The 22,997-nt window shown below is 43.8% G+C and carries 26 protein-coding genes; 8 read left to right on the forward strand and 18 right to left on the reverse strand.

What is annotated here, in order from left to right:
• Nucleotides 1-6: 6 nt before the first annotated feature.
• A complete protein-coding gene (locus tag RRU94_RS23450) occupies nucleotides 7-165 on the reverse strand; it encodes an Lmo0850 family protein (protein WP_242235285.1) in 159 nt (52 codons plus the stop codon).
• Between the two features lie 160 nt (nucleotides 166-325).
• Between RRU94_RS23450 and cls the strand changes: the two genes are divergently transcribed.
• On the forward strand, nucleotides 326-1,798 hold the full coding sequence (gene cls, locus RRU94_RS23455; RefSeq protein ID WP_410493061.1) for a cardiolipin synthase: 1,473 nt from the start codon (nucleotides 326-328) through the stop codon (nucleotides 1,796-1,798).
• A gap of 291 nt (nucleotides 1,799-2,089) precedes the next feature.
• Nucleotides 2,090-2,272, forward strand: coding sequence for an SE1832 family protein (locus RRU94_RS23460; protein WP_315693242.1), 183 nt, complete (start codon nucleotides 2,090-2,092; stop codon nucleotides 2,270-2,272).
• Nucleotides 2,273-2,367: 95 nt separating this feature from the next.
• Here the strand turns inward: RRU94_RS23460 and RRU94_RS23465 are convergent, their stop codons facing one another.
• The 6 genes from RRU94_RS23465 to RRU94_RS23490 all read right to left on the reverse strand — a co-directional run bounded on the left by RRU94_RS23465 (nucleotide 2,368) and on the right by RRU94_RS23490 (nucleotide 7,417).
• The gene (locus tag RRU94_RS23465; protein WP_315693244.1) at nucleotides 2,368-3,909 is read right to left on the reverse strand and encodes a polyamine aminopropyltransferase; all 1,542 of its coding nucleotides are present in this window, start codon (nucleotides 3,907-3,909) and stop codon (nucleotides 2,368-2,370) included.
• Between the two features lie 12 nt (nucleotides 3,910-3,921).
• The gene (locus tag RRU94_RS23470) at nucleotides 3,922-4,317 is read right to left on the reverse strand and encodes a DUF350 domain-containing protein (RefSeq protein ID WP_242235291.1); all 396 of its coding nucleotides are present in this window, start codon (nucleotides 4,315-4,317) and stop codon (nucleotides 3,922-3,924) included.
• A 25-nt stretch (nucleotides 4,318-4,342) separates the two neighbouring features.
• Entirely contained in the window at nucleotides 4,343-4,903 is a 561-nt protein-coding gene (locus tag RRU94_RS23475) for a DUF4247 domain-containing protein (RefSeq protein WP_315693245.1), read from the reverse strand.
• Between the two features lie 57 nt (nucleotides 4,904-4,960).
• Nucleotides 4,961-5,632 carry a PspA/IM30 family protein gene (locus RRU94_RS23480; RefSeq protein ID WP_315693246.1) on the reverse strand — a complete coding sequence of 224 codons (672 nt, stop codon included), beginning with the start codon at nucleotides 5,630-5,632 and terminating at the stop codon, nucleotides 4,961-4,963.
• Between the two features lie 20 nt (nucleotides 5,633-5,652).
• Entirely contained in the window at nucleotides 5,653-6,162 is a 510-nt protein-coding gene (locus RRU94_RS23485; RefSeq protein WP_315693248.1) for a DUF4178 domain-containing protein, read from the reverse strand.
• A 124-nt stretch (nucleotides 6,163-6,286) separates the two neighbouring features.
• Nucleotides 6,287-7,417, reverse strand: coding sequence for a YegS/Rv2252/BmrU family lipid kinase (locus RRU94_RS23490; RefSeq protein WP_315693250.1), 1,131 nt, complete (start codon nucleotides 7,415-7,417; stop codon nucleotides 6,287-6,289).
• A 137-nt stretch (nucleotides 7,418-7,554) separates the two neighbouring features.
• On the opposite strand from RRU94_RS23490, the gene RRU94_RS23495 reads away from it, so the two are divergent.
• From RRU94_RS23495 to RRU94_RS23505, 3 genes are all read left to right on the forward strand, one after another.
• Complete coding sequence (locus RRU94_RS23495) at nucleotides 7,555-7,968, forward strand: MerR family transcriptional regulator (RefSeq protein ID WP_251273279.1); 414 nt, start codon at nucleotides 7,555-7,557, stop codon at nucleotides 7,966-7,968.
• Between the two features lie 36 nt (nucleotides 7,969-8,004).
• On the forward strand, nucleotides 8,005-8,790 hold the full coding sequence (locus RRU94_RS23500; protein ID WP_315693252.1) for an HAD family hydrolase: 786 nt from the start codon (nucleotides 8,005-8,007) through the stop codon (nucleotides 8,788-8,790).
• A 70-nt stretch (nucleotides 8,791-8,860) separates the two neighbouring features.
• Nucleotides 8,861-9,286, forward strand: a complete 426-nt coding sequence (locus tag RRU94_RS23505; protein ID WP_242235305.1) for a hypothetical protein — start codon at nucleotides 8,861-8,863, stop codon at nucleotides 9,284-9,286.
• Nucleotides 9,287-9,477: 191 nt separating this feature from the next.
• On the opposite strand, the gene RRU94_RS23510 is transcribed toward RRU94_RS23505, so the two are convergent.
• The 5 genes from RRU94_RS23510 to RRU94_RS23530 all read right to left on the reverse strand — a co-directional run bounded on the left by RRU94_RS23510 (nucleotide 9,478) and on the right by RRU94_RS23530 (nucleotide 13,964).
• Nucleotides 9,478-10,092, reverse strand: coding sequence for a PH domain-containing protein (locus RRU94_RS23510; RefSeq protein ID WP_315693253.1), 615 nt, complete (start codon nucleotides 10,090-10,092; stop codon nucleotides 9,478-9,480).
• A 687-nt stretch (nucleotides 10,093-10,779) separates the two neighbouring features.
• The gene (locus RRU94_RS23515; RefSeq protein ID WP_315693255.1) at nucleotides 10,780-11,310 is read right to left on the reverse strand and encodes a YceI family protein; all 531 of its coding nucleotides are present in this window, start codon (nucleotides 11,308-11,310) and stop codon (nucleotides 10,780-10,782) included.
• A 130-nt stretch (nucleotides 11,311-11,440) separates the two neighbouring features.
• Complete coding sequence (locus tag RRU94_RS23520) at nucleotides 11,441-12,343, reverse strand: YitT family protein (RefSeq protein ID WP_315693256.1); 903 nt, start codon at nucleotides 12,341-12,343, stop codon at nucleotides 11,441-11,443.
• Nucleotides 12,344-12,489: 146 nt separating this feature from the next.
• Nucleotides 12,490-13,251 (reverse strand): sensor histidine kinase, encoded by a 762-nt coding sequence (locus tag RRU94_RS23525; protein ID WP_315693257.1) that lies wholly within the window; start codon nucleotides 13,249-13,251, stop codon nucleotides 12,490-12,492.
• Between the two features lie 14 nt (nucleotides 13,252-13,265).
• Complete coding sequence (locus tag RRU94_RS23530) at nucleotides 13,266-13,964, reverse strand: LytR/AlgR family response regulator transcription factor (RefSeq protein WP_315693258.1); 699 nt, start codon at nucleotides 13,962-13,964, stop codon at nucleotides 13,266-13,268.
• A gap of 165 nt (nucleotides 13,965-14,129) precedes the next feature.
• On the opposite strand from RRU94_RS23530, the gene RRU94_RS23535 reads away from it, so the two are divergent.
• Together RRU94_RS23535 and RRU94_RS23540 are read left to right on the forward strand one after the other, a co-directional pair.
• Nucleotides 14,130-14,882 (forward strand): ATP-binding cassette domain-containing protein, encoded by a 753-nt coding sequence (locus RRU94_RS23535; RefSeq protein WP_315693260.1) that lies wholly within the window; start codon nucleotides 14,130-14,132, stop codon nucleotides 14,880-14,882.
• Nucleotides 14,872-16,029 carry an ABC transporter permease gene (locus RRU94_RS23540; protein ID WP_315693261.1) on the forward strand — a complete coding sequence of 386 codons (1,158 nt, stop codon included), beginning with the start codon at nucleotides 14,872-14,874 and terminating at the stop codon, nucleotides 16,027-16,029. Before RRU94_RS23535 ends, RRU94_RS23540 begins: the two co-directional genes overlap by 11 nt.
• 41 nt (nucleotides 16,030-16,070) lie before the next feature.
• Here the strand turns inward: RRU94_RS23540 and RRU94_RS23545 are convergent, their stop codons facing one another.
• A complete protein-coding gene (locus RRU94_RS23545) occupies nucleotides 16,071-17,003 on the reverse strand; it encodes a manganese-dependent inorganic pyrophosphatase (protein WP_251273274.1) in 933 nt (310 codons plus the stop codon).
• Between the two features lie 194 nt (nucleotides 17,004-17,197).
• On the opposite strand from RRU94_RS23545, the gene RRU94_RS23550 reads away from it, so the two are divergent.
• Entirely contained in the window at nucleotides 17,198-18,469 is a 1,272-nt protein-coding gene (locus tag RRU94_RS23550) for an MFS transporter (RefSeq protein ID WP_315693262.1), read from the forward strand.
• Here the strand turns inward: RRU94_RS23550 and RRU94_RS23555 are convergent.
• From RRU94_RS23555 to RRU94_RS23575, 5 genes are all read right to left on the reverse strand, one after another.
• Entirely contained in the window at nucleotides 18,440-19,084 is a 645-nt protein-coding gene (locus tag RRU94_RS23555; protein WP_315696115.1) for a uracil-DNA glycosylase, read from the reverse strand. The genes RRU94_RS23550 and RRU94_RS23555 overlap by 30 nt on opposite strands.
• 78 nt (nucleotides 19,085-19,162) lie before the next feature.
• Nucleotides 19,163-20,032 (reverse strand): DUF6612 family protein, encoded by an 870-nt coding sequence (locus RRU94_RS23560; protein ID WP_315693264.1) that lies wholly within the window; start codon nucleotides 20,030-20,032, stop codon nucleotides 19,163-19,165.
• Between the two features lie 153 nt (nucleotides 20,033-20,185).
• The gene (locus tag RRU94_RS23565; RefSeq protein ID WP_315693265.1) at nucleotides 20,186-20,965 is read right to left on the reverse strand and encodes an SDR family oxidoreductase; all 780 of its coding nucleotides are present in this window, start codon (nucleotides 20,963-20,965) and stop codon (nucleotides 20,186-20,188) included.
• Nucleotide 20,966: 1 nt separating this feature from the next.
• Nucleotides 20,967-21,971, reverse strand: coding sequence for a lactonase family protein (locus RRU94_RS23570; protein WP_315693266.1), 1,005 nt, complete (start codon nucleotides 21,969-21,971; stop codon nucleotides 20,967-20,969).
• A 62-nt stretch (nucleotides 21,972-22,033) separates the two neighbouring features.
• A complete protein-coding gene (locus RRU94_RS23575) occupies nucleotides 22,034-22,930 on the reverse strand; it encodes a LysR family transcriptional regulator (RefSeq protein WP_315693268.1) in 897 nt (298 codons plus the stop codon).
• Between the last annotated feature and the right edge of the window lie 67 nt (nucleotides 22,931-22,997).

Raw genomic sequence — 22,997 nt, forward strand, 5'->3', positions numbered from 1 at the left:
CCCTTCTTATCCAGAGTGGCAGGAGGTAACCGCCTTCAACTGGCTCTGCGCTTCCCTGCATTGCAAAGCGTTCCATAGCGCTGTCCTTGATTTGGTTACGGTTGCTTTTACACCCAGCCTGGTAAGATTATCGACAATTTTTCTCGTCCGATCCGCACTCTTCATGGTCATCCATCCTTTTCACGTTTAATGGTTTATACGTTCTTTATACAAAAGCGTTTCATTTTTTTATAATCCTTCTTTATGTTCCCCTTTTTTCCTTTTTCAATCCGGATATTTATGACTTTTTCGTGTATAGTGAGAGTGACTATTTAAATTGAACGGAATGGTGATGAACGTGATCATTGAATTGTATTTTTTCCCGTGGGCTGCTTACGTGCTTTTCACATTGAACATCGTGCTCGCTTCAGCCATTATTTTTATGGAGCGGCGCGATGCAGGCGCAACATGGGCGTGGCTGATGGTCTTGTTTTTCCTTCCGCTTCTTGGTTTTGTTCTTTATCTTATATTCGGACAGAATTTAAGCAGAAAGCGGTTATTTGATTGGGAAGACAAGAAAAAAATAGGACTTGAAGAACAAATCAGCCATCAAAAAAGAGCTATAAAACGCGGCATTTATCCGTTTGCCAACCCTCATACAAAAGAAAATACGAAACTTATTTCTATGCTGCTAAGCTATAATGACGCAGTTTTATCGGAAGATAATCAAGTTTATATCTACACAGATGGCGCTGAAAAATTTGATTCTCTGATGAACGATATGCGCAGAGCCAAAAACCATATTCATGTTCAGTACTATATTTTCCGAAATGACCGGCTTGGCAAAGAGATTATTACTCTTTTAACGGAAAAAGCACTGACAGGTGTGGAGGTACGCGTATTATATGATGATATGGGTTCAAGAACACTTCGGCGTAAACATTTTCGGAAGCTTATTGAAGCCGGCGGTGTGGTAGAGACCTTTTTCCCTTCCCGCATTCCCTTAATTAATCTACGGCTGAATTACCGAAATCATAGAAAAATTGTTGTCATCGATGGACAGATCGGCTATGTAGGCGGCTTTAACGTTGGTGATGAATACTTAGGAAAGGACCCGGCCTTCGGCTATTGGAGAGATACTCACCTGCGTGTTGAAGGCAGCGCCGTTCATGCACTGCAGACCCGGTTTATTCTAGACTGGAACCAAGCATCTAAACGGCATGATTTTATGTACGATGAACGACTGTTCCCCGTGCCGGCCACAACCGCTGATACCGCCATGCAAATTGTGACTAGCGGGCCGGATTCAGAATGGGATCAAATTAAAAGCGGCTACCTTCAGCTTATCTCAACAGCAAAAAAGTCTATTTATATCCAGACTCCTTATTTTATTCCAGATGCGAGTATTTTAGACGCACTTCGTATTGCCGCTTTGTCTGGAATCGATGTAAAAATTATGGTGCCCAATAAACCGGATCACCCTTTTGTCTACTGGGCTACCTATTCTTATGCCGGAGAACTATTAAAAGCGGGAGCAAAAATTTATATTTACGATGACGGCTTTATTCATGCTAAAACCATTGTCGTAGATGAAAAGCTGAGCTCGGTCGGCACTGCAAATATTGACGTCCGCAGCTTCCGTTTAAACTTTGAAGTGAACGCCTTTATGTATGATTATGAAACAGGCCGCCAGCTGGCAAAAATTTTCCGTCATGACATGACGGTCTGTTTTGAATTAACACCTGAGCTGTATCAGCAGCGCTCTCCTGCTATTAAATTCAAGGAATCTATTTCTCGGCTCCTATCGCCGATCCTTTAAAGAAGCGAAACTCGCTTCTTTTCTTTTTGTTGAAATTTCGTAAATAAGTTTTGAACATTCTGTGAACATATGATATAGTATATTTACAAAATAATTACGAGGTGATTGATATGGATCAAGTACTTATGCGGCAGTTAAATAAACACGGGCTCGTTTTCGCGGTGGTCCATACGGCGTTTTTCTTAAACCTCGCTGTTGAATTTATGGTTTCCCGCTAAATATTAAAAGCTGCCTGCTCTATGCAGGCAGCTTTTTCATTTGGTAAACTAAAAGAAAAAAGGCGGTTTATCCATGAACAAGTCACAAATTGAATATAAGATTCGAGAATTAAAAATGGACTATATGCGTGTACAAGGCGACATCGAAAAATTAGAATCTACCGGACACGGCGTATCAAAAGCAGAAGAAAGACTCGTTGAAATGGAAAAAGAGTTAAAAGAATTAAATAAACTGCTTTTAAAAGCGGAAAAGTAAAATGGTCTTCCCTTTGTTTGATGATCCACACAGTTAAGGGATGGATCACAATACAACAAAAGCCGGCTCCTAAATAGGAACCGGCTTTTTCTTTATTAATAATAGCGCCAAGATTTTTCATAAACTTCAATTAAATTTGGACGAATAAGGGTGTTCGGCTCAATTTGGGCCCCGCCTTCCATTTCTGCATCTTCGTCCTTCCCAAATTTCGTTAAAGCCGGCAGCAGGTCAGCTGTTAAATAGCGCGTATCTTTTATTAAGGACAGCCCTTCTACATCCATGCCCTCTCTTGATGCCAGCACATATCCCCACCCGCCAAAGCTTGGAATGTCCGCGTGCAGGTTTTCCGTTTTCAATCCGGCTGCCTGGATGGTCCGGTCAATGGTCCAATAAACTTGTGGTGCAAATACGGGACTTGTTGCCTGGACAATCATCGCACCGTCTACCTGCAAGTGATTGCGGGCGAGAGAGTAAAACTCCTGGGTATATAATTTGTTCAGTGATTCATTGTTTGGATCCGGCAAATCGATAATGATGACATCATAAAACCCCTCTGCTTTTTCTAAAAACTGAAAAGCATCCTGATTGACGATATCTACACGCGGATCATCAAGTGATCTCTTATTTAAATCGGTTAACAAGTGATTCGTACGTGCGGTTTCTGTCATGGCAGGATCAAGGTCCACAAGTGTAACACGACCAAGATCCTGATATTTCAGCAGCTCTCTTACTGCCAGTCCATCACCTCCGCCAAGCACTAAAACACGGTCGTGGCGGGCAGCTGCTGCCATTGTTGGATGGACGAGAATTTCATGATACCGGTGCTCATCGGACGAACTGAATTGAAGCTGCCCATCCAAGTATAAACGGGTATCTCCCTGTTCCCTCGTTAAAACAATTTTTTGGTAAGCCGTTTGTTCCGAAAACACGACTGGATCTTTGTATAATTTCTGCTCAAAGTGAAATGCCGCTTCCTCACCAAAAAGAGCCCCGGCTGTTAAAATTCCTAAAAACGCAATGCCGCACGCCGCATGAAGCTTAAATCGCTTTAATTCAGAACGAAATTGAAAAACAATCCACAGTGCGACCGCGATGTTGATTAAAGCGACAAGAAAAGACGTTTTTACAAGCCCAAAGTATGGCCGAAGCAGAAATAAAAACAACAGACCGCCAATTAAACCGCCGGCGTAATCGGAAAACAGCACTTTAGCTGCACTTTTTTGAAGCGACACACCGATTTCATTTGCTTTCCGGATTAAAATGGGCAGCTCCACGCCCGTTAACGTTCCGACAAGCAGCGTTACACTGTATAAAAATAAAGCTTCTGTTCCTTCCGGCAAATAAGCCGTTACGCCAAATAGAAGAAGAGCTGAAAATCCGCCAACGATACCAATGCCGTATTCAATCCAAATAAACGAAGCAATTAAGCGGCGGGTTACTTTCTCGCTTATGTATGCGCCGATGCCCATTCCGGTTAAAAAAAGGGAGATGGTGAGTGTATACTGCTTCACTCCATCTCCTAAAATGTACGAACCGAGTGCGCCGAACAGTACTTCAAAGATAATACCGCATATCGAGACAATGCCCGATGCATAATAAATCGACCGGCTTTGCCGGATGGAATGCTGTTCAGTCATCAAAACACCGCCTTATGAAATCGAAGCGCCAATAACAAACGCCAGTCCGACTGAAACAGAAAAGGAAACAATTCCTACCGCAAGATTGCCTGATTTCAGCTGTTCTTCTACAGAAAAGCTTCTTGTCATCAGTTCAAACAAGATATACGCTGCAAGCTGCAGTACCATACCGAATAAACCCCATATAATCGTTTCTGTAATTGTATCGTTGTGAAAAATAGAAAAAGTAATAATAATACAGATGCCAATAATTTTCCCGCCGATTGACAGGGCAACGGCTGTATTGTTTCCTCTTATTTCATCCCAGTCTTTATACTTTCTTGTAATTTGTTCAAAAACAATTAGTCCAACCACAACCACTGCAATGGCTACGATAAAATACAAAAATGTCAGTAAAAATGGATTCACAGCTTCATTCCCTCATTTCGTTTCATTATTTTCCTTCTCCCGGTCCGCCGCCGCGGAATGTCGAGCCACGGCCATAAGAGCCGTTAGAAAACGTCCCGCCTCCGTAATAACCGCCGCCTGAATAGCAGCCGCCATCGTTATACCGGCACCGGTTCGTTTGTGTCCGCTCCCAATTTGAACCAAAACGCCCATTCAGCAATGAACCGAGCAGCATACCTGAGAAAAAGCCGGGATTATAATGCGTACGAACAAATTCATCTTCTGCTACTTCCACAAGCGTGGAGCCCGGGTTATCGGGATCTTGCGTTAAAATAATAAATTCATTATTGTATACAAGCACCTGGCGGCCGTCCACTTCCTGGCCGATTTTTTCTGGCTGCTCTACATCAATCAGCTCAGCGGCCGTTTCCTGCAGGCTTTGATTCGTGCGGTAAAGCATCGCTTGATCGTTTGTGTTTGTATTGTTTTGCACAGCATCAACAAATGTATAATTTTCATCAACATAGTCATCTGCTTCCTGCAGGCCGCAGGCAGCAAAAAGAAAAACCGATGCAGTGGTGACAATCATCCATTTTTTTATTTTCATATGAAAACACTCCAAATGAACAGAAACGGCCCGCCGCAACAGGCGGACCGCGGTTCCTTATTCTTTTCCGAGCTTTTGCTTAAGTGCGGCGAGTTCGTCATCTACTGCGCTGTTTTTCTTTAAAGCAGCAAGTTCGTCATCAAGGCTACGCGAACCTGCACGCAAATCCTCTGACGTTTCAGCTTCTGCTTCATACTGCATCACTTTTTCTTCCATACGCTCAAAGCCGCGTCTTGATTCATCCCCGCCGATAGAAGACATGGCGCGGTTCATCTTTGTGCGCGTTTTGGCCGATTCAGCGCGCGCTTTTAATGAATCTTTTTTCAGCTGCATTTCTTCATATTCACGCTTCATTTCTGCCAGCTTCTCACGAAGAACAGCCACATCCTCTGCCGCCTGCTTATGTGCTTCTTTCATGGACTCCGCTTGCTTCGCATGATTGTTTTTATCCTCAAGCGCCCGGCGTGCCAGATCCTCATTTCCTGCTTCAAGAGCGTCAATGGCCTGCTGCTGGCGCTTTTCCACCATGCTGTTTGCGTCGTCATATTTTTTTTTCAGCATTTTTTCGTTGGCAAGCTGCTTGGCAACGGCTGTTTCCGCGTCACGAATATCTGCTGACATTTCCCGCATAAACTGATCGAGCATTTTCACCGGGTCTTCCGCTTTATCAAGTGCCGCATTCAGCTCGGAACCTACGTATGTTTGTACACGTTTAAAAAATTGAAACATATTCTCTCCTCCAATGTTGGTTAGCTTCCCGCTAAAATAGTGATTTCATATTCTTCAATTTCGTATCCATAGCTGACTTCGACATCGCCGCCCCATACTTCCACAGACAAAAAGTGTTCTTCCGAATCATCTGTATAATCGTAGTAATCAACGTTTCTGCCGTGGACGTTTTCACTTCGGCCTTCTGCTTTTACATAAGCACGTCCGCTTTCTTCAAGGTAGTATGTGCGCCCATCATGCGTTACTTTTTGCGCTCCCGGCTCTAATCCGGGGATCCGTACCTTTTTATACATGCCAACTTCCAGCTCATCATCGAGCTCCACGCTCAGCCAAAGGGTTTTACCGGATGCAGCAAGCTGATAAGCATCCCACGTATAACCGCTGTCATTGTAATGGATTTTTCCTGTTACTTCATAATCGGCTAAGTCATACGTGACAAAATCGCCAACCTGTAAATTCAACAGAGTCCGCTCTTTTGTTTCCGGTACGGTTTCTGCAGTGCTTCCAAAAAGCTTCTTCCAAAACCCCATCTTTACTCACCTCACTTTTATGTACGGACTGATGGCAGAATTGTTTCACTTTTTTAACTATAACGAAGAAAAAGTCATTTTTAGCCATAAACAGGAACAGGCGTTTTTTGTTAAAAGACATCGCTTATGGAATGAACACCTTAATATGGCCCTGCAGTACTTCGAGGCTCAGCGGAACAGCACCCCCCATATCGCCGTCTACATTTGCTTTTAATTCCGTTGTAGAGCGGACATTCAATTTTTGGGAACGGAAATATAAAACATCCGGGTCTTCTCCCAGGTCTCCTTTTAATAAATTCGCACCGATACGTATCAATTTTGGCAGTGCTACATCTTTAACGATAAAGCAATGAAAAAAACCATCTGCCGATTTTGCCTCAGGCGCAAGCTTTTCAAATCCGCCCACTGAATTTGTAAGAGCGGCCAGAAAAATAAGGGCTTCTTCTTCAAATGTCCGGTCCTGCGTTTCAATTGTCAATGGAAATGGTGTTTTATCTCGCAGGGTTTTAAAGCCTTCTACGAAATAAGCGAGCGCGCCCAGCGTCGTTTTTTGAGCCGACGTTACTTCACCGGCTGCTTCTGCAATCCCGCCAATGGCTAAAATATTTAAAAAATAACGGCCATTTACTTTGCCAATATCAGCAGGCTTTGTTCTGCCTCCTAATACCCGAATAGCCTCCTCCGGCTCGAGCGGAATATGCAGCGCACGCGCAAAATCATTTACGGTACCGAGCGGAACAACCCCCATAACAGGGCGGTGCGGCTGTTCAGACAGACCGTTTACAGTTTCGTTCATCGTTCCATCTCCGCCCATTGCAATCACTGCATCCAAATGCCGTTCGCAGGCTTCTTTTGCAAAAAGCATGGCGTCTCCTTCCCCTCTGGTTAAACGGGTTTCCACCTCATATCCTGACACCTGGAGTTGTTTATAAATAGAGTCAATGTATTCCTCCGCCTGTTCTTTTCCAGAAGAAGGATTCGCAATAATCATGGCTCTTTTCATGCTTCCTTTGCCTCCTTGTTTACTTGATCGGCGATTCCGGTAAAACTGTCCGGTTCCAAGTTCATCGTTCAACAGCAGCTCCATCCTCTCCAAATCCTGCTTACGAACCGGCGGATCCTGCTCCGACCAGTTCACAATATAAATAAAATAATATTTGTTTATAAGCCGGAAAATCACATTCGATTGCGGAAACCGATCAAATACGGCTTTCACGTTATACCGCTTTGTATACGTCCAGCTGATTAATTTCATAATAAGTCACCTACCGCTTGTATACCCGGATTTTGACGAAAAGAACATAGCTGGCTGCCCTTTTTCGCCAAAACTAGTGAAAGGAAATCAGCGTCCGGTGAAGAATGAGTTTAAATAGAACAAAGGAGGGATTTTCTGTGCATACTACAAAAGAAGCGGCCGCTGCTTTAAACATCAGTCCAACAACCTTAAGCAAATATGTAATCGCTCTTGAGGGAGCTGGCTTCCGGTTCGAGTCTGGAAAACGAAATGTCCGGATGTTTGATGAAAAAGAAATGGCTACGCTGCGCCAGATGATCGAAACCGCCGCCTCCGAAGACCTTCCTCCCGGCCAGGCAGCCAATATGATCGGACAAACCGCCTATCTGTCTTTGATTGAAGACCGCTTGTCTGCCATCGAACAACGTCAGGAGCATTTAATTCATTTATACGATAACCTTTCTTCCCAGCTCGCACGCCTGCCTGCCCACCACATTCCTGATTATTCACCGCCTTCTTTTTTTCTTTTGCCGCGCCGAAAAGCAGGATTTTTGAATTTTTTGTCGAAATAGGTGAAGAACTATGCTAAAAAGAAGGAGAACGTTACGTTGAAAAAAGCTGTTTTTTTTGATCTTGATGATACACTGCTGGATGATAGAAAAAGCATCCAAACTGCATTTGATGTGACTTGCGGCGAGCTGTCGGAAAAATATGAAAAGGATGCAGCCGAGATAGAAAAACACGTCCGCACGGCTGCCCATGCGCAATATCAAACATATGACTTTTACCCGGTCACTCTTTCCATTGGAATCAATCCGTTTGAAGGTCTTTGGGGTAATTTCGGCGACGTGCACCATAACGGCTTCCGGTCTATGGGAGATCAAATTGCCGATTATCAATTAAAAGCCTGGGAAAATGGCTTGGAACAAGCCGGGATCCCTGCGTCCGAAGCAGAATGGGCACGCGAGCGTTTCCGTAACGTCCGCCGCAAATCTGCTTTTGTGTACGAAGAAACCTTTGATGTTTTAAACACATTGCGCGATAAAGGCATCCGCCTCCTGCTTTTAACCAATGGAGCTCCTTCGCTTCAATTGGAAAAGCTGACGATGACGCCGGAACTTGTCCCGTATTTTGAGCACGTGCTTATCTCCGGACATTTTGGTTTTGGAAAGCCGGAAAAAGCAATTTTTGACCACGCCCTCCGCTTAATGGACCTGGAGCCGGGTGATGTGTTAATGGTAGGCGATAATCAAGGCACGGACATTTTAGGTGCGACCCGCACCGGCATCGAATCAGCCTGGATTAACCATGGCGGAGAAGGAAAAATCGTTGAAGGAGCAAATCCTGTACACACACTCAGCCGGTTAAAAGATATTCTTTCACTGATCGAATAGGTTTATCCTGACGAAAAACGGGTAAATAATGTTGAAAAGAAACAGTTACCTGTTAAGAGGAGAGACTTAAATGGAAAAGCATCTTGAACCATCCAAGCTGGATATTAAAATTTTTGATAAAAAAAACAGCCGCCCGTTCGCGGAGGCTTCGTTAGACAATAAAGAAGTGTATGAGCTTCGGGACGATACGATGCGCACACCGCTTGAAAAAGCAGATGTATTTGAACAGCTTCTTCAAACGGAAAACGCATGTGAATTATGGATTGTTCCCGTAATAGAGTCCACTTCCTCTTTTACTCAGTCCCTGTCGGAAGAAAAAGCATCTGCCCTGTTTGGTATGCTGTCGTCTTTTCGCAAAAACGTACAGCGTGACCGGACGTTTCTTGTGCTCGGGCCAGATTGCTCTGCCAGCATGAAAGAGAAAGTGAAAGAGCTCGGCTATACCATTCTTCCGTGTGAAGAAGCTGACCTGCAAAATGTGACTGTAGAATATTAAAGAGAGTATAGACAAAGTAAGAAAGCAGGCTGATTGAAAACGTCTGCTCTTCCAGGAACGCTGCCGGCTGGGAAGCGGAGTGACCTTTTTGGGGGTCATGAGCATTCACAGACGGCAAGTGACGCCGAAAGCGGGCGTTTGTCAACAGCCTGTATTAAAAAATACCCCGCCGGTAACCGGCGGGGTATTTTTTAATTGTTGATATATTTTTCAAATACGGCACCGAAGTCTTTTACCCGGTACGTATCACTCGATTTTTTCAGCCAGTCAAAAGCGTATGCATTCACTTTTTCAAACTCGGCAGCCAAATCAATTTGTGTTTTTGTAATGTTTTTAATAGAATTGGCGGACATTTCTAAGCTTTGCTGCGCATAGCCAAAATTTACTTCGTTTTCCTGCTGCATTTCAGCAATTTTCAATAGCGCTTTGTATAAATCCTTTAGCTCTTCCAGGTGCTTTTTATGCACATCAATCGAATACGTCTGGGTTCCAAGCGTAAACTTGATTTCCACATCCAGATCGACAGTACCTGCTGTTTCGAGGTACACACTTGAAACACGGTTTGCCACATAGTTATACCGGCGAAGCAGGCGCTTTTTGCTGACTGCGTTCGCTCCATCTACGTGAACAAGCCCAAGATTGGTAAAGCAATATTCATCTGCTTTTGATTTGATCAGAAAATAAATTTTCTCATCGTCTTCATGCATAATGTAATCGTCTGCATCGACCTTGTCATAATCTGCAGGCTTAATCACCGCTCCGACATCACTCAATCCTAATACATCTGCTGCTACTTTTCCAAACACGATATACCAGCTCCTTTTATAACAAAGTATATGAATGCATACGCTATTCTCTCGCTAAAGGTTTCACTTTTTTGGAGGCCTCTTTCACGACAAACTATTTTTACTCAAGAAAGAGTTCAATTATTCACCAGCAGGGCATTTTAACGGTTAAAAATAATTCATGACAATAAGCGGTCCATTTCGATTTGGGATTATCTATCCCAGGCTTCCATATGTTTGGTGTTCTAGGCCGGTGTCTAACATCATTTATCCGCAACTATTTCGTTCAGTCCTGCTTATGCATGAATATGTTTTTTCACATTCAGAAAACAGTCCTAAATTGTAATAGCGGTGCTGACTGCTAAAGAAAAAGCATACCCCTGTTTGAGGGGTATGCCTTCAGATTGTAGACAAATTATATGGATGACCGTGCACATGAATAGGATGGATCGGCGGCGTCCAGGCAGTCCAGGCAGCTCCGCTTTCCATAGGGCAGGCGCTGAGCCCATAGGAGTCTGCGCCCCCCTCCCGCCGCCAAGTGGCTTACGATAGCTAATAAGGTCGTATTTTTCTGTTTAAAAAAGAGAAAATGTCTATTCAGCCCTTGTTATTGATCTGCAATACCACTTATCGGCTCTTTTTTAAAAGCGAAAGATTTTGTCTACACACTGAAAGCAAGCCCTTGCTTGAAGGGCTTGCTTTTTCTTTTTACTCACCAACGACAAATTCAAAATTCGCACTGAATTTTACGTCTTTTCCTACAAGAACGCCACCTGTTTCAAGCGGAGCATTCCATGTTAAACCGTATGCTTCTCGGTTTATTTTGCCTTCTGCATCAAAACCGGCAATTGTGCTGCCATCCAGTGGGCTTTTTGATGTTCCGTTGTATTCAACGGTAAATGTCTCTGTATTTGTAATACCTTTTAATGTGAGCTGGCCAGTTACCTCGTATTCATTTTCGGATACCTTTTGGATCGTATCGCTGATAAATGTGATTTTCGGATGCTGTTCCGCATTAAAGAAATCACCTGAACGAAGGTGGTTGTCCCGATCTTCGTTATTTGTATCAATCGATGCCGTATCAATCGATACAGCCCATTTTGCAGCTTCTAATTGATTGATATCACCGTCAAATTGCACATTAAAGCTTGTAAATTCACCTTTTGTTTTCGATACCATCATATGTTTTACTTGAAACGCAATCCCGCTGTGTACCTGGTCAAATGTTAATACTGCCATTTTGCATACCCCCATTAGTTCATAAAAGTAACTTTGTAACTTTAATACAAACTATATATATTTAGAATTCAAGATAATAGTACGATTTTTTTCCATAAAAAAAGCCTCGGCATTGACCGAAGCCTTTGGCTTAGTGAATATCTTTTTTCTTAAAGCGTCCGCCTCGCACTTCCGCAATATCTGCCACTGCAAGAAATGCTCCTTCATCCAAATCTTCTACAATGGATTTTAATTTCGCCTCTTCAAGCCTGGTAATGACACAGAAAATGACTTTTTTGTCTTCGCCAGTATAAGCACCTTCTCCATCTAAATACGTAACACCGCGGCCAAGGCGAGCGATAATCGCTTCACCGATTTCTTTGTACTGATCAGAGATAATCCAGGCTGATTTCGACTCATCCAGCCCTTGAATTACTACGTCAATTGTTTTAAAAGCTACAAAGTACGCGAGCACAGAATACATAGCCCGATCCCAGCCGAATACGAAGCCGCCCCATAAGAAAATAAATACGTTAAAAAACATGACAATTTCACCAACTGAAAATGGCAGCTTCTTGTTGATCAAAATCGCTAAAATTTCCGTGCCGTCGAGAGAGCCCCCATACCGGATGACTGTTCCTACTCCCGCCCCAAGCGCAATGCCGCCAAACACAGAAGCCAACAGAATATCGCTTGTAAAAGCGGCTACCGGATGCAGGAACGTGGAGAATATCGCTAACACGGTAATCCCAAAAATCGTTGAAAGCGCAAAGGTTTTGCCGATTTGTTTATAGCCGAGGAAAAAGAACGGAATATTCAGTAAAAATAAAAAAAGACCTATCTTGACACCAGTGATACTAGATAAAATAATCGAAATCCCTACAATGCCACCATCCATAATCGAGTTGGGTACCAGGAAAATTTCAATGCCAATAGCCATTAATATAGCGCCGATAAAAATAAATAATGTCCGTTTCAATAAGCGCCTCGGCCCTGCTTTTTGATGCTGCCTTTGACGATTCGGTTCTTGTGGTGCTGCTTGCAGCTGTTCCATCCGCTCACCCCTTTATTCCTATATTTATTCTTTCTATTATAGCAAGTTCCCAAAAGCAAAAAAAGCATCTCTTGACAAGAGACCCTTTTCTCATTAATAAACGATGTTTTCATACAAGTGTGCCGGCAGCCTTCACTCCTTCTTTCTCATGCTTCTTTTTTTGAATGCATTTCTTTTGTGACAATGGCCGGGATTTTAATTTTAACCGTAAAAGTCTCCTCTTTATGAATAAAATCGAGATAGCCGCATGCTGCCCGGACAGCCTCGCGGATGATTTTTGTGCCAAGGCCGGCATGCTCTTCCCCTTTTGTAGAAATACCGGATTTCGTAAACAAATGGTCTACCACTTCATTTGGAATCGGCAGACAATTATTTTGGCAGGAAAGCAAAAATAAGCCGCTTCTTTTAGAAAGCTGCAACACAACACTGCCATGGCGCCCCCTTTTTTTCTGCCACTCGTCACTCGCTTCAATGCTGTTAGCCACTAAATTGCCAGCCAGCCGGACAATCTCTTGATCAGGCAGCGGTAAAGAAGAAAGCGGAACATCCAAGTCATATACAACCTCCACTCCTGCCTGCTTAGCACGCCGGTACATGTCATGCAAAATCCCGGCTACTGCCCCCGACTCTCCTTTAATAGACAAATTCGTTTCCTCATAGCCGCCAATCAGTTCATCCATATACTTTTTTGCTTCATCATGCTGACTTTGGTCAAACATATATTGAAGAGCCGCAATATGCTTTAAAAAATCATGCCGTTCACTTCGCACCTTTAAAAACGTTTTATTCATTTTTTCCCGTTCCTGTTCAAGCTGCATGACCTGGCGCCGGTAATTCATCGTTCTCCTGCGCCAGTAAACACTTGCCACTCCGGTGAATGTGAAGAGTATAAAAAACAAAAAAGACATTTTATCCCTCCCTATTAAAAGTAATTCTTTTGCAGAAATTCCACTTTCTCTTTTGTAATAATGGCTTTTTCATTTAATCCTTCAAAGGTAACGGTATATGAGTTTTTCGCATACAAGGAAAAATTTTTCACGTAATGAATGTTAATGATAAATGAACGGTGTGACCGGAGAAAATCCCGTTCGCGCAGCTCTCCTTCCAATTCATTTAACGTCATATATGTTTTAATTGGACCTGATTTTGTATGAATGGTCGTTGAGCGCCCGGATCGCTCAATAAGTACGATATCTTTTTTTTGAACAATATGAATATCATTTTTTTGTTTTATGTAAAGCCGGCCTGTCATTTCCGATGACTTTGACTTTTCAATTAGCCGCTCGATTGACTGGCTGAGCCGCTCTTTTGTATAAGGCTTCATAATGTAATCATGCACATTCAGCTCGAATGCATGAACCGCATAGCCACTTGTTCCTGTTACAAAGATAACGGCAATGTCGAGCGCATGCGAATGAATAATGTCTGCAAGTTCATAGCCCGATAAATTCGGCATTTCAATATCGGCAATCAGCACATCAATCGTTTGTTTTTTGATATGGCCGTATGCTTCCTCCGCGGACTGCGTCGCAAATATAACTTCTACTCCTGCAACTGCAGACACAATGGCCTCGAGCTTGTCCAAATCAATCGCACGGTCATCTACTAATCCAACTTTCATTGTGCTCCTCCGCTACGTTATATTGGTTTTAGTTTATCACTTTTTTGCCATCTATTGGTTCTTTTCACGACAGGAAACGGACAATTCGCGACAGAAAGGAAGATTTCACCTTCTGTTTTTTATATGCTAAAAGCAAGAAATCAAACAGAGCGGAGGAAACTCAGTATGATTAACATTCATAAAGTGACGAAAAAATTCCAGGACAAGAAAAAATCCGTAACGGCTTTAAAGCATGTATCATTTACAGTTAAACAGGGAGAGGTGGTCGGTCTGCTTGGCGAAAACGGGGCAGGAAAAACAACATTACTTCGCTCTATCGCCACGCTTTTAACACCGACGGAGGGGTCAATCGAAGTGGCCGGCTTTGATACGGTCCGCACGCCAGATGAAATCAAAAAACGAATCGGTGTCCTGTTTGGCGGTGAAACCGGCTTGTATGACCGGCTTACGGCACGGGAGAATTTAGTGTATTTTGCTTCTTTATATGGCTTGAGCAAGCACGAAACAAAGGTGCGTATTGATGATCTGGCATTAAAATTTGGCATGCGGGATTACCTTGACCGGAAAGTGAACGGGTTTTCTAAAGGGATGCGCCAAAAAGTCGCCATTGCCCGCACCTTAATTCATAACCCGGAAATTATCTTATTTGATGAACCAACCACCGGGCTTGATATTACCTCATCGAATGTATTTCGACAGCTTGTTCATCAGCTGAAACGTGACGGCAAAACGATCGTTTTCTCAAGTCATATTATGGAGGAAGTATCCATGCTGTGTGATTCTGTTGCCATGATGCATAAAGGGGAGCTCGTCTGCCATGAAGATCTAGAGATGCTGTATGCACTTGAAGGCAGCCGGGATTTAAACTATATTTTCATGTCCAAACTTGTTCGGGGAGGAAATTCTTATGCTTCTTAATATTTATTTAAAAGAATTAAAGGACTGTTTTCGGGATCGGCGCACATTGCTTCTAACGGTATTTTTGCCGATTGTGATGATGACAGGCCTGACGCTTTTTTATGACAGCATGCTTTCAAATGATGAAGATACAACCTATACATTAGCTGTTGAACAATCCTTTTATTCAGAAGCGGAGCAGCTGTTTTTAAAAACACCTAATATCGACATTCATGCAGCGGCTGATCCTGAGCAGGCTGTTGCAGATGGCGAAGCCCAGGCGGCATTGTTAACGGATGGACCGTTTATAGCAAACATTCAAAAGGGTGTGCCTGCTTCCATTTCCATTATCGGCAACTCATTTAGTGAAAATTCAGCTTATGTGATGAGTGCAGCCTCTACTGCCCTGTCTGCTTTTGAAAACACTATTATCGCAGAACGGCTCCAGTCACAAGGCATTGATCAGTCACTTATACAGCCCTTTACGGTAGAACAAAAAGAAATTTCATCCGAAGGCGGCGCAATGATGATGCTGTCACTGCTGATCCCTCTTATTTTAGCCCTGGCCATTGGCGTTGGTGCCGGACCGGCCGCCGCTGATTTGTTTGCCGGAGAAAAAGAGCGTAAAACGATGGAGGCACTTTTGATGACGCCGGTAAATCGGATGACGATGCTTATAGCAAAGTGGCTTGTCATCTCCACGCTTGGCATCGTCATCGGTTTGGTCACACTGTTGGTTGTCTCACTTGAAGTGGCTTTTTTAACTGAAAACCTGCGGGAAGCTATCCATTTTGGCAATCAATTTCCTCAGATTATCGGTTTTGCTCTTCTTGTAACCGCTGTGTACTCCATGTTTAATGGTGCTCTCTTGATGCTGACAAGCATCGTCGCTAAAACGGTTAAAGAATCTCAAAGCTACAGCGCGCCTGTTATGATGCTGTCTGTTTTTCCAACGATGTTTGTTACGAACCTCGGCGTCAACGAATTAACTTTGAAACATTTTGCCATTCCTATCTTAAACTTGTTTAGTATTTTAAAGGAATTAATAGCAGGAGTCGTTAACTACGAGCATTTAGCACTGATGGTTGGCACTAACCTTCTCGTCATCGCGGCATTCATTACAATTGGCCGCCTGTTATTTTTAAAAGATAAATGGGTTATGAATTAAAAAAACCGTCTCTTCACTCAGAAGAGGCGGCTTTTTTCATTTTAACGATTCTGAAGAATTTCCGTTAATACAGGAACGATTTGTTTTTTACGGGATACAACGCCTTTTAGAAGCGCCTGGTTGTCGTCAAGTTTTACATTGAACGCCTCTTCCACAGCTGAAGTTTCTGCACCAATCGCGATAGCTACAGAGTCGCTGTTTAAGATATCCGTAATGACTACAAGGAATAGATCAAGTGTTTTTTCTACAATCGCATCTGTTACCGCTTGCTCAAGCTCCGCTTTCAGCGCTAACACATCAGCCGGATCAATAGCGTTAATTTGTGCGATTTCTACTTTTTTGCTGCCCATCGGGAATACTTTCGCATCGATACCGATAAGCTCTTCTGCTGTTTTGCCGCTTAAATCTGCGCCCGCTTTCAGCATATTAAGGCCGTATTCATTCGCATCTATCCCAGCAATTTGGGCCAGTTCCTGCGCAGCTTTTACGTCCTGCTCTGTGCATGTTGGTGATTTAAACAAAAGAGAATCAGAAATGATCGCTGACAGCATCAAGCCGGCAATCTCTTTTTCGATTTCCACACCATGCTCTTTGTAAAGCTTGTTTAGGATAGTCGTGGTGCAGCCAACTGGCTCCGCACGGTAGTAAAGTGGATCTGTTGTTTCAAAGTTAGCAATCCGGTGGTGGTCGATAACTTCAAGAACATGTACGTCATCAATGTCATCTACACTTTGCTGACGCTCATTGTGGTCCACTAAAATAACAGAGTCTACTTCTGGTGACGCTTTTTCAATTAAACGCGGCGCTTCCGCATTAAATGTTTTTAACGCAAAAGCCGTTTCATCGTTGATATCACCAAGGCGAACCGCTTCCACGTCAAAGCCAAGCTTCGTTTTCAAATCAGCATAAACGATTGCTGAGCAGATTGAATCCGTATCCGGGTTTTTGTGGCCAAAAATAAATGTTTTTCCCAATTGTTTTCCCTCGCTTTATGTAGAGTATTCCGTTTCATTTTAACGTAAAACGAAAAAAGTGTCCCGCTTTAATTACAGTATAGCGGAAATGATTTTAAAAACCTATAAGATTAATTGGTTTAAACGTTAAATTATTGTAAAGAGCAGGAATGAAAGAATGCAGATTGGAATTATATTACTATGGAGGTGTTTCTATGCGAAACAAAGGGGGCTGGAAATGGTTTTTTACCATGCCCATTCTTTCCTGGGCTTTGTATGATTTCGCTAACACGATTTTTTCATCGAATATTACAACGATTTTCTTCCCTTTTTATGTACAGGAAATCGCGGGCGGAAGCGAACGGCTTGATCAGATTGCCAGTACCTTCTTGTCTTATGCCAATGCTGTTTCAAGTTTTTTCCTCGTTGTTTTCTCTCCTTTATTCGGTGTATGGATTGACCAAAGCGGACGTAAAAAGCGCTGCGTCATGTTTTTTGCTTTTGCTGCCATTTTGTCCACTGCTCTTATGGGGCTGGCCGCCCCACAGAACTTTGGAAACTGGCACGGGCTGCCGGCAGCTTTTATGGTGGTTGTTGTATTGTTTGTGGCGGCCAAGTTTTTCTACCAGTCCAGCTTAATTTTTTATGATGCGATGCTGCCTGACATCAGTACAAAAGAAACGATGCCGCTTCTGTCAGGGTTCGGAGTGGCCATCGGTTATATGGGTACACTTGTCGGCCTGGCTGTTTATCCGCTCGCCAGCGGCGGTACGTATGCGGATGCTTTTTTACCGACTGCGGGCTTGTTTTTACTTTTCACTCTGCCGCTTGTTCTGTTTTACAAAGAAACGCCGCGCCCTGCGCAGGCAAAACGGCCTTTTTTCGCCGGTTACCGGGATGTGTGGGAAACATTTAAAGATATGAAAAGATACCGCCCAATCTTTTTGTTTATGATCGTTTACTTCTTCCTCAATGACGCCATTGCCACTGCCATCGCCATGATGGCCGTGTATGCAAAAGCCATTGTCGGTTTTTCATCGGGCGAATTTATTTTACTTTACCTTGTTTCAACCATTTCGAGCATCATCGGTTCATTTATCTTCGGCTATGTTACGCGGTCAGCCGGTGCAAGACAAGCTGTTTTTTATGTCGGAATCATTTTGTTCGCCGCTCTTTTGCTCGGGACCTTTGCCATCAATCAGCTGATGTTTTGGATAACAGGCAGCTTATTCGGCGTGGCACTCGGCGCAGTTTGGGTCACGTCCCGCGTGCTGATTATCGAGCTTTCTCCTGAAAACAAGCGAGGTCAGTTTTTTGGGCTGTTTGCTTTTTCCGGCAAGCTGTCCGCTATTGTTGGCCCGCTTATGTATGGCACAATCACACTCTTGCTCGCTGACCATGGTGACATTGCCAGCCGGGCAGCTCTTTCATCATTGATGCTGTTTGTGTTAATTGGCTTAATCGTACATCGAAAAATCCCGGCGTAGCAGGCGAAGCTTTTCCATGTCTTCATGAATAAGCTCAAGCAGGCGGCGATTATAAAAGATGGACGCTGGATGAAAAGTGGGAAAAATCCGATAGTGCTTTTCTGTCCATTCAAACTGTTCTTCCTTTAGCTGCAGTACTGGCTGTACGAGCAGTTCACCATGAAGATCGGATACTTTTTTGTCGTTTCCGACCAGCCGTTTTAAGCCGATATTGCCCAGTGTGACAATAATCGGCGCCTTTACATGCTCAATCTCATAATCAAGCAGCGGTGCGTGCGCAAGAATTTCACGGCTGGTCGGGGCGCGGTTGTATTTTCTTTTCACGGCCGCACCTTCCGGTCCCCTTTTTTCACCCCATTTGTACGGGCGGCTCCGTACGGCACTTGTAATATACACCTCTTCCCGGCCAACCCCTGCCATCGCTAAAAATTTCATTAACTCTTTTCCTGCCCGGCCGCTGAACGGAATACCGTTTCCAATTTCGGTTTCACCGGGTGCTTCTCCAACAAGCATAAGCTTTGGGTGCTCCGGCCCGCTTCCGTAGACAAATCCTTCGACCGGATACGGCTCGATTCTTTTTTTGCCGAGCTCAGCAAGCTCTTCAGGAATTCTCATACGATCGCTTCTTTCTTTTTTCACTCATTTTCCCCTTTTCTCCAAAAGAAAAACCCGCCTTTGAGGGCGGGATTTCTTTTACATCGGTATTTCCTGTGCGTTTTTCACAATATCTTCCGGCACAGTGATCGCTTTTACTTTGTTGTAGTTGCTGTAGTCCGCGTTCATCACTTGATTAACTTTCATTGACTCTCCTTCTATTTCCATTGTCATATCCATGATCATATCAACCGCTGTAGTCTGAAAGGTTTCTTTGTCTACATTGATTGTGTAGTCCACTTTTTCAATGTTCATGCCTTTCATCATTTCGTCAATGGCCGCCTGATCTTCCTCTCCTTCAAGCTGCGGGACAAACTGCTTCATTTGGTCTTGGATGAGCTTATTAAATTTGTCACCGGAAGCCGACAGCTTCAGGACGTAAGCATCCTCTGTCTGTTCAAAAGTAAAATCATCTTTAAATGCTTCAAGCTGCTTCAGCTGCTGGGACGGGTCGGACTGCTGTTCGGTCATTTGCGCAATTTGACCATACATTTCAGATGGCATTTTCATCCACTGTCCGCTTGCTGAATCCTTCATAAAAAAGCCCTGCTCTGTCATGTACATCTCCATATCCATCTTCTGGCTCTCTTCTGTGCCATCCATATTCATATTCGTTGTTCCTTTTTGATAAATAGCGAGCGGATCGGTCGTAATATTCATATCCATAACAGAATCGGTTTTCATTTTTAAATCTTGGGACGGCTGCTCTAATTGCTGGGTCATATCCACTTTAGCACTTAAGCTTTTCGTTTCGTTTGAAACCTCCATCGACTTATCGAAGACTTCGCCAAGCGTCATATCACTTGTTTGTTCCTTCGTTGTTTCCGGTGTTGGTTCCGCTGTCTGGCCGCATGCTGCAAGACCCATTGTCAGAAAACCCGCTGCGGTCAGCTGAGCCCACTTTTTCATTTTTTTCTCTCCTTTTCATCGTTTCTCACCCTATATACGGATAAGAAAGAAAAAAGTTCCAGAAAAATGCCTAATAAGGAAAAAAGGACCATAAAAAAAGAAAAACCAGCTTGCATCGGTTTTTCTTTTTTATAAAAATATGACTGAAGTCCTTTATAGAAGCGATTCAACCCCATCAACATACACAACAGATCCTGTTACATGACTGGCCGCGTCACTAGCCAGATAATGAACAAGGTCTGCGACCTGCTCCGGCTGTCCGGACCCCCCGGCAAGCGGCTGATTGCCTTCTGGGTATTCAATCGGAATCGTAATTTCTTTCAGTTTTTCTTCTTCTTTGTTTGTGCTGGCGTCAATGTTCGTATCAATGGCTCCCGGGCAGACGATATTAACACGGATTTTAAACTGCGCAAGCTCGACGGCAGCCATTTTACCAAGCCCCACCTGTCCTGCTTTCGTAGTCGCATAAGCTGAAAATCCAAAGTTTTTAAACGTGCGCGTCCCGTTGATGGACGACGTGATAATAATGCTGCCACCCTGCTGTTTCAAATAAGGAATGGTATATTTCAATGTTAAAAAGGTGCCGGTTAAATTGGTCATCATCACGGAATTCCAATCGTCCGGCTCTAAATGCTCAAGCGGCGTAAAAGTGCCATTTTGCCCTGCATTGGCAAAAACAATATCGATTCCGCCAAATCTTTCTGCGCCTTCCAGAATGGCTTTTTCCATCTGATCCGCTTTTGATACATCAGCTGTTACGTGAAAGGCGCGATCTTCGCCGATTTCACGAACAAGCTTGTCTGAATCTTCTGGGCTGCGGTCGAGCAGGATAACATTCGCGCCAGCTTCCGCCATTTTGATCACGGCCGCTCTGCCAATTCCTGATCCTGCTCCTGTGATAAGTGCTGTTTTACCTGATAAGGACGTATTCATCTTACCTCTCTCCTCTCTTAATAACACAAACTGGCTTTGTGACAGCGGCTCTTCCCTCTGTCAACACAGGCAGGCCATTTGGCTGAATTTTAAACAAGCAGATTTCATCCGAATCTTGGAAAGCCACCACTAGAAAAGGCTCATCCGGCAATGCATAAAAACTGCGGGGCGTTTTTCCATCCACTTTTACATGACGCGGTTCAGATAAGGTGCCGTCTGGGCCGATGTCAAAAACCGCCAGCCCATCCCAGCCCCGGATGGCTCCATATAAAAATCGGCGGTCGGAGCTTATTTGCACATCCGCTCCTGTATGTTCGCCATTGTAACCGGCCGGAAGCCCGGCAAGTGTATCGAGATGCGTAATGGTGCCCCCATCTCCGACTTTATAAACAGAAACCGTAGAATCCAGCTCATTCATCACATAAACGACGGGCTGCTCTGGATGAAAAAAAGCCATGCGCGGTCCTGCTCCGGGTGCCGCTTTAACTTCTTTTATAATCTCCAGTTTATGTTTGTCATAAACCACAAGCGTATCTGTTCCAAGATCGCAGACAAGCAAGTGACGCCCGTCTGGAAAAGGTGTAACTGAATGAACGTGCGGCGCATCCTGTCTTTCTTCGTTTGGACCGCTTCCTTCATGTTTTGACAAAGCGGTTTTTTGAAGGGTATCACCGTTGCGTTCGTATTTCGTTACAGATCCCCCGTAATTCGCTGTCCATGCGTATGTATCTTCTGCATAAATATGGCAGGGAGCCATTTCTCCTGCGTCAGCTTCTGCTTTCAAAATGAGATCATCAGGCTCAATACTAAAAAGAACCGCTTTTCCGTCCATTGATTCAGACGCTGCATATAAAAAACCATCTGCTTCTGCCAGGAAAGACGGATTTTCTACGCCACTGAAACGGTTTGTGATCGTCAGCGTTTCCGATTGCGTATCTACGATTACTTTGTAAATACCCGGCTCTTCTTTTTTGGCATAACTGCCTGCCCAGAGTGTGTGGTTCACCAGCTAATCCCTCCATTTATGGTTTCATTCTATTTCTTCTTATTACCCCGTCTTTTTCTTTTTCATACCTGGCCGCCATGATTTTGTTGCAGATATTTTTCTGCAAATGTTTTAAACTGGCGGGCAGCCGGTGATAAGGCTCCACGCTTTTTTACGCCGATCGCTATTTTTCGAACAAGAGAATAATCGCTGATCTCGATAAAAGCAAGCGGCTCGTGAGCAATTTCCGGTTTTTTTGGGAGTACACAAAGGCCCAGCCCTGCCGCAACAAAGCCGGCAATGGTCGGGACCTCCTCTCCTTCAAATGTGATCTGTGGCTCGATTCCCAGCTTTTCACACATCTCATCAAACATAAATCGGAGACCAAACCCCTTTTTAAAGGTCACGAAAGGTTCAGCCGCTGCTTCACGAAATGAAAGATACGGCCGTTTTGCAAATGGATGACTCGCGGGAACGGTTATATACAACTGCTCTTCCCGAACAACCGTCCACTCGATATCATGGCGTTTATAAGGCGGTGCGGTAATGCATAAATCTGCTTCTTCTTCCTGTACTTTTTTCATATTGACTTCTCCTGCTCCCTGAGAAAGCTGAAAAGTTACGTTCGGGTAGATCCGCTTGTACTCTGCAATTAAATTTGGCAGCACATGCGGCCCAAACGTCGGCAAAAAAGCAATCGATACATGGCCTTTATCGGGAGATACAATTTCTTGAATGTCTTCCTTTGCTTCTTTCATAAGTTGAAGTGCCTGCTGCGCTTTCTGAACAAAAATGACACCTGCCTGCGTCAGCTGAACCTCTTTTTTTCCGCGTAAAAAAAGAGGTGCACCAAGCTCTTCTTCTAATTTCATGATCGACCGGCTGAGGGCGGGCTGGGAAATTGCCTGCTTTTTCGCTGCTCTTGTAAAGTTACGTGTATGCGCAACGGCTGCGGCATTTTCAATTTGATGCCATTCCATCGAATCCCTCCATAACTAAAACGCATTGTTCCTATGTTAATTATAAATTGGAACTATCATTTTCAGA

The sequence above is a fragment of the Domibacillus sp. DTU_2020_1001157_1_SI_ALB_TIR_016 genome (assembly GCF_032341995.1).
In the GTDB taxonomy this organism is placed as follows: Bacteria; Bacillota; Bacilli; order Bacillales; family Domibacillaceae; genus Domibacillus; species Domibacillus indicus_A.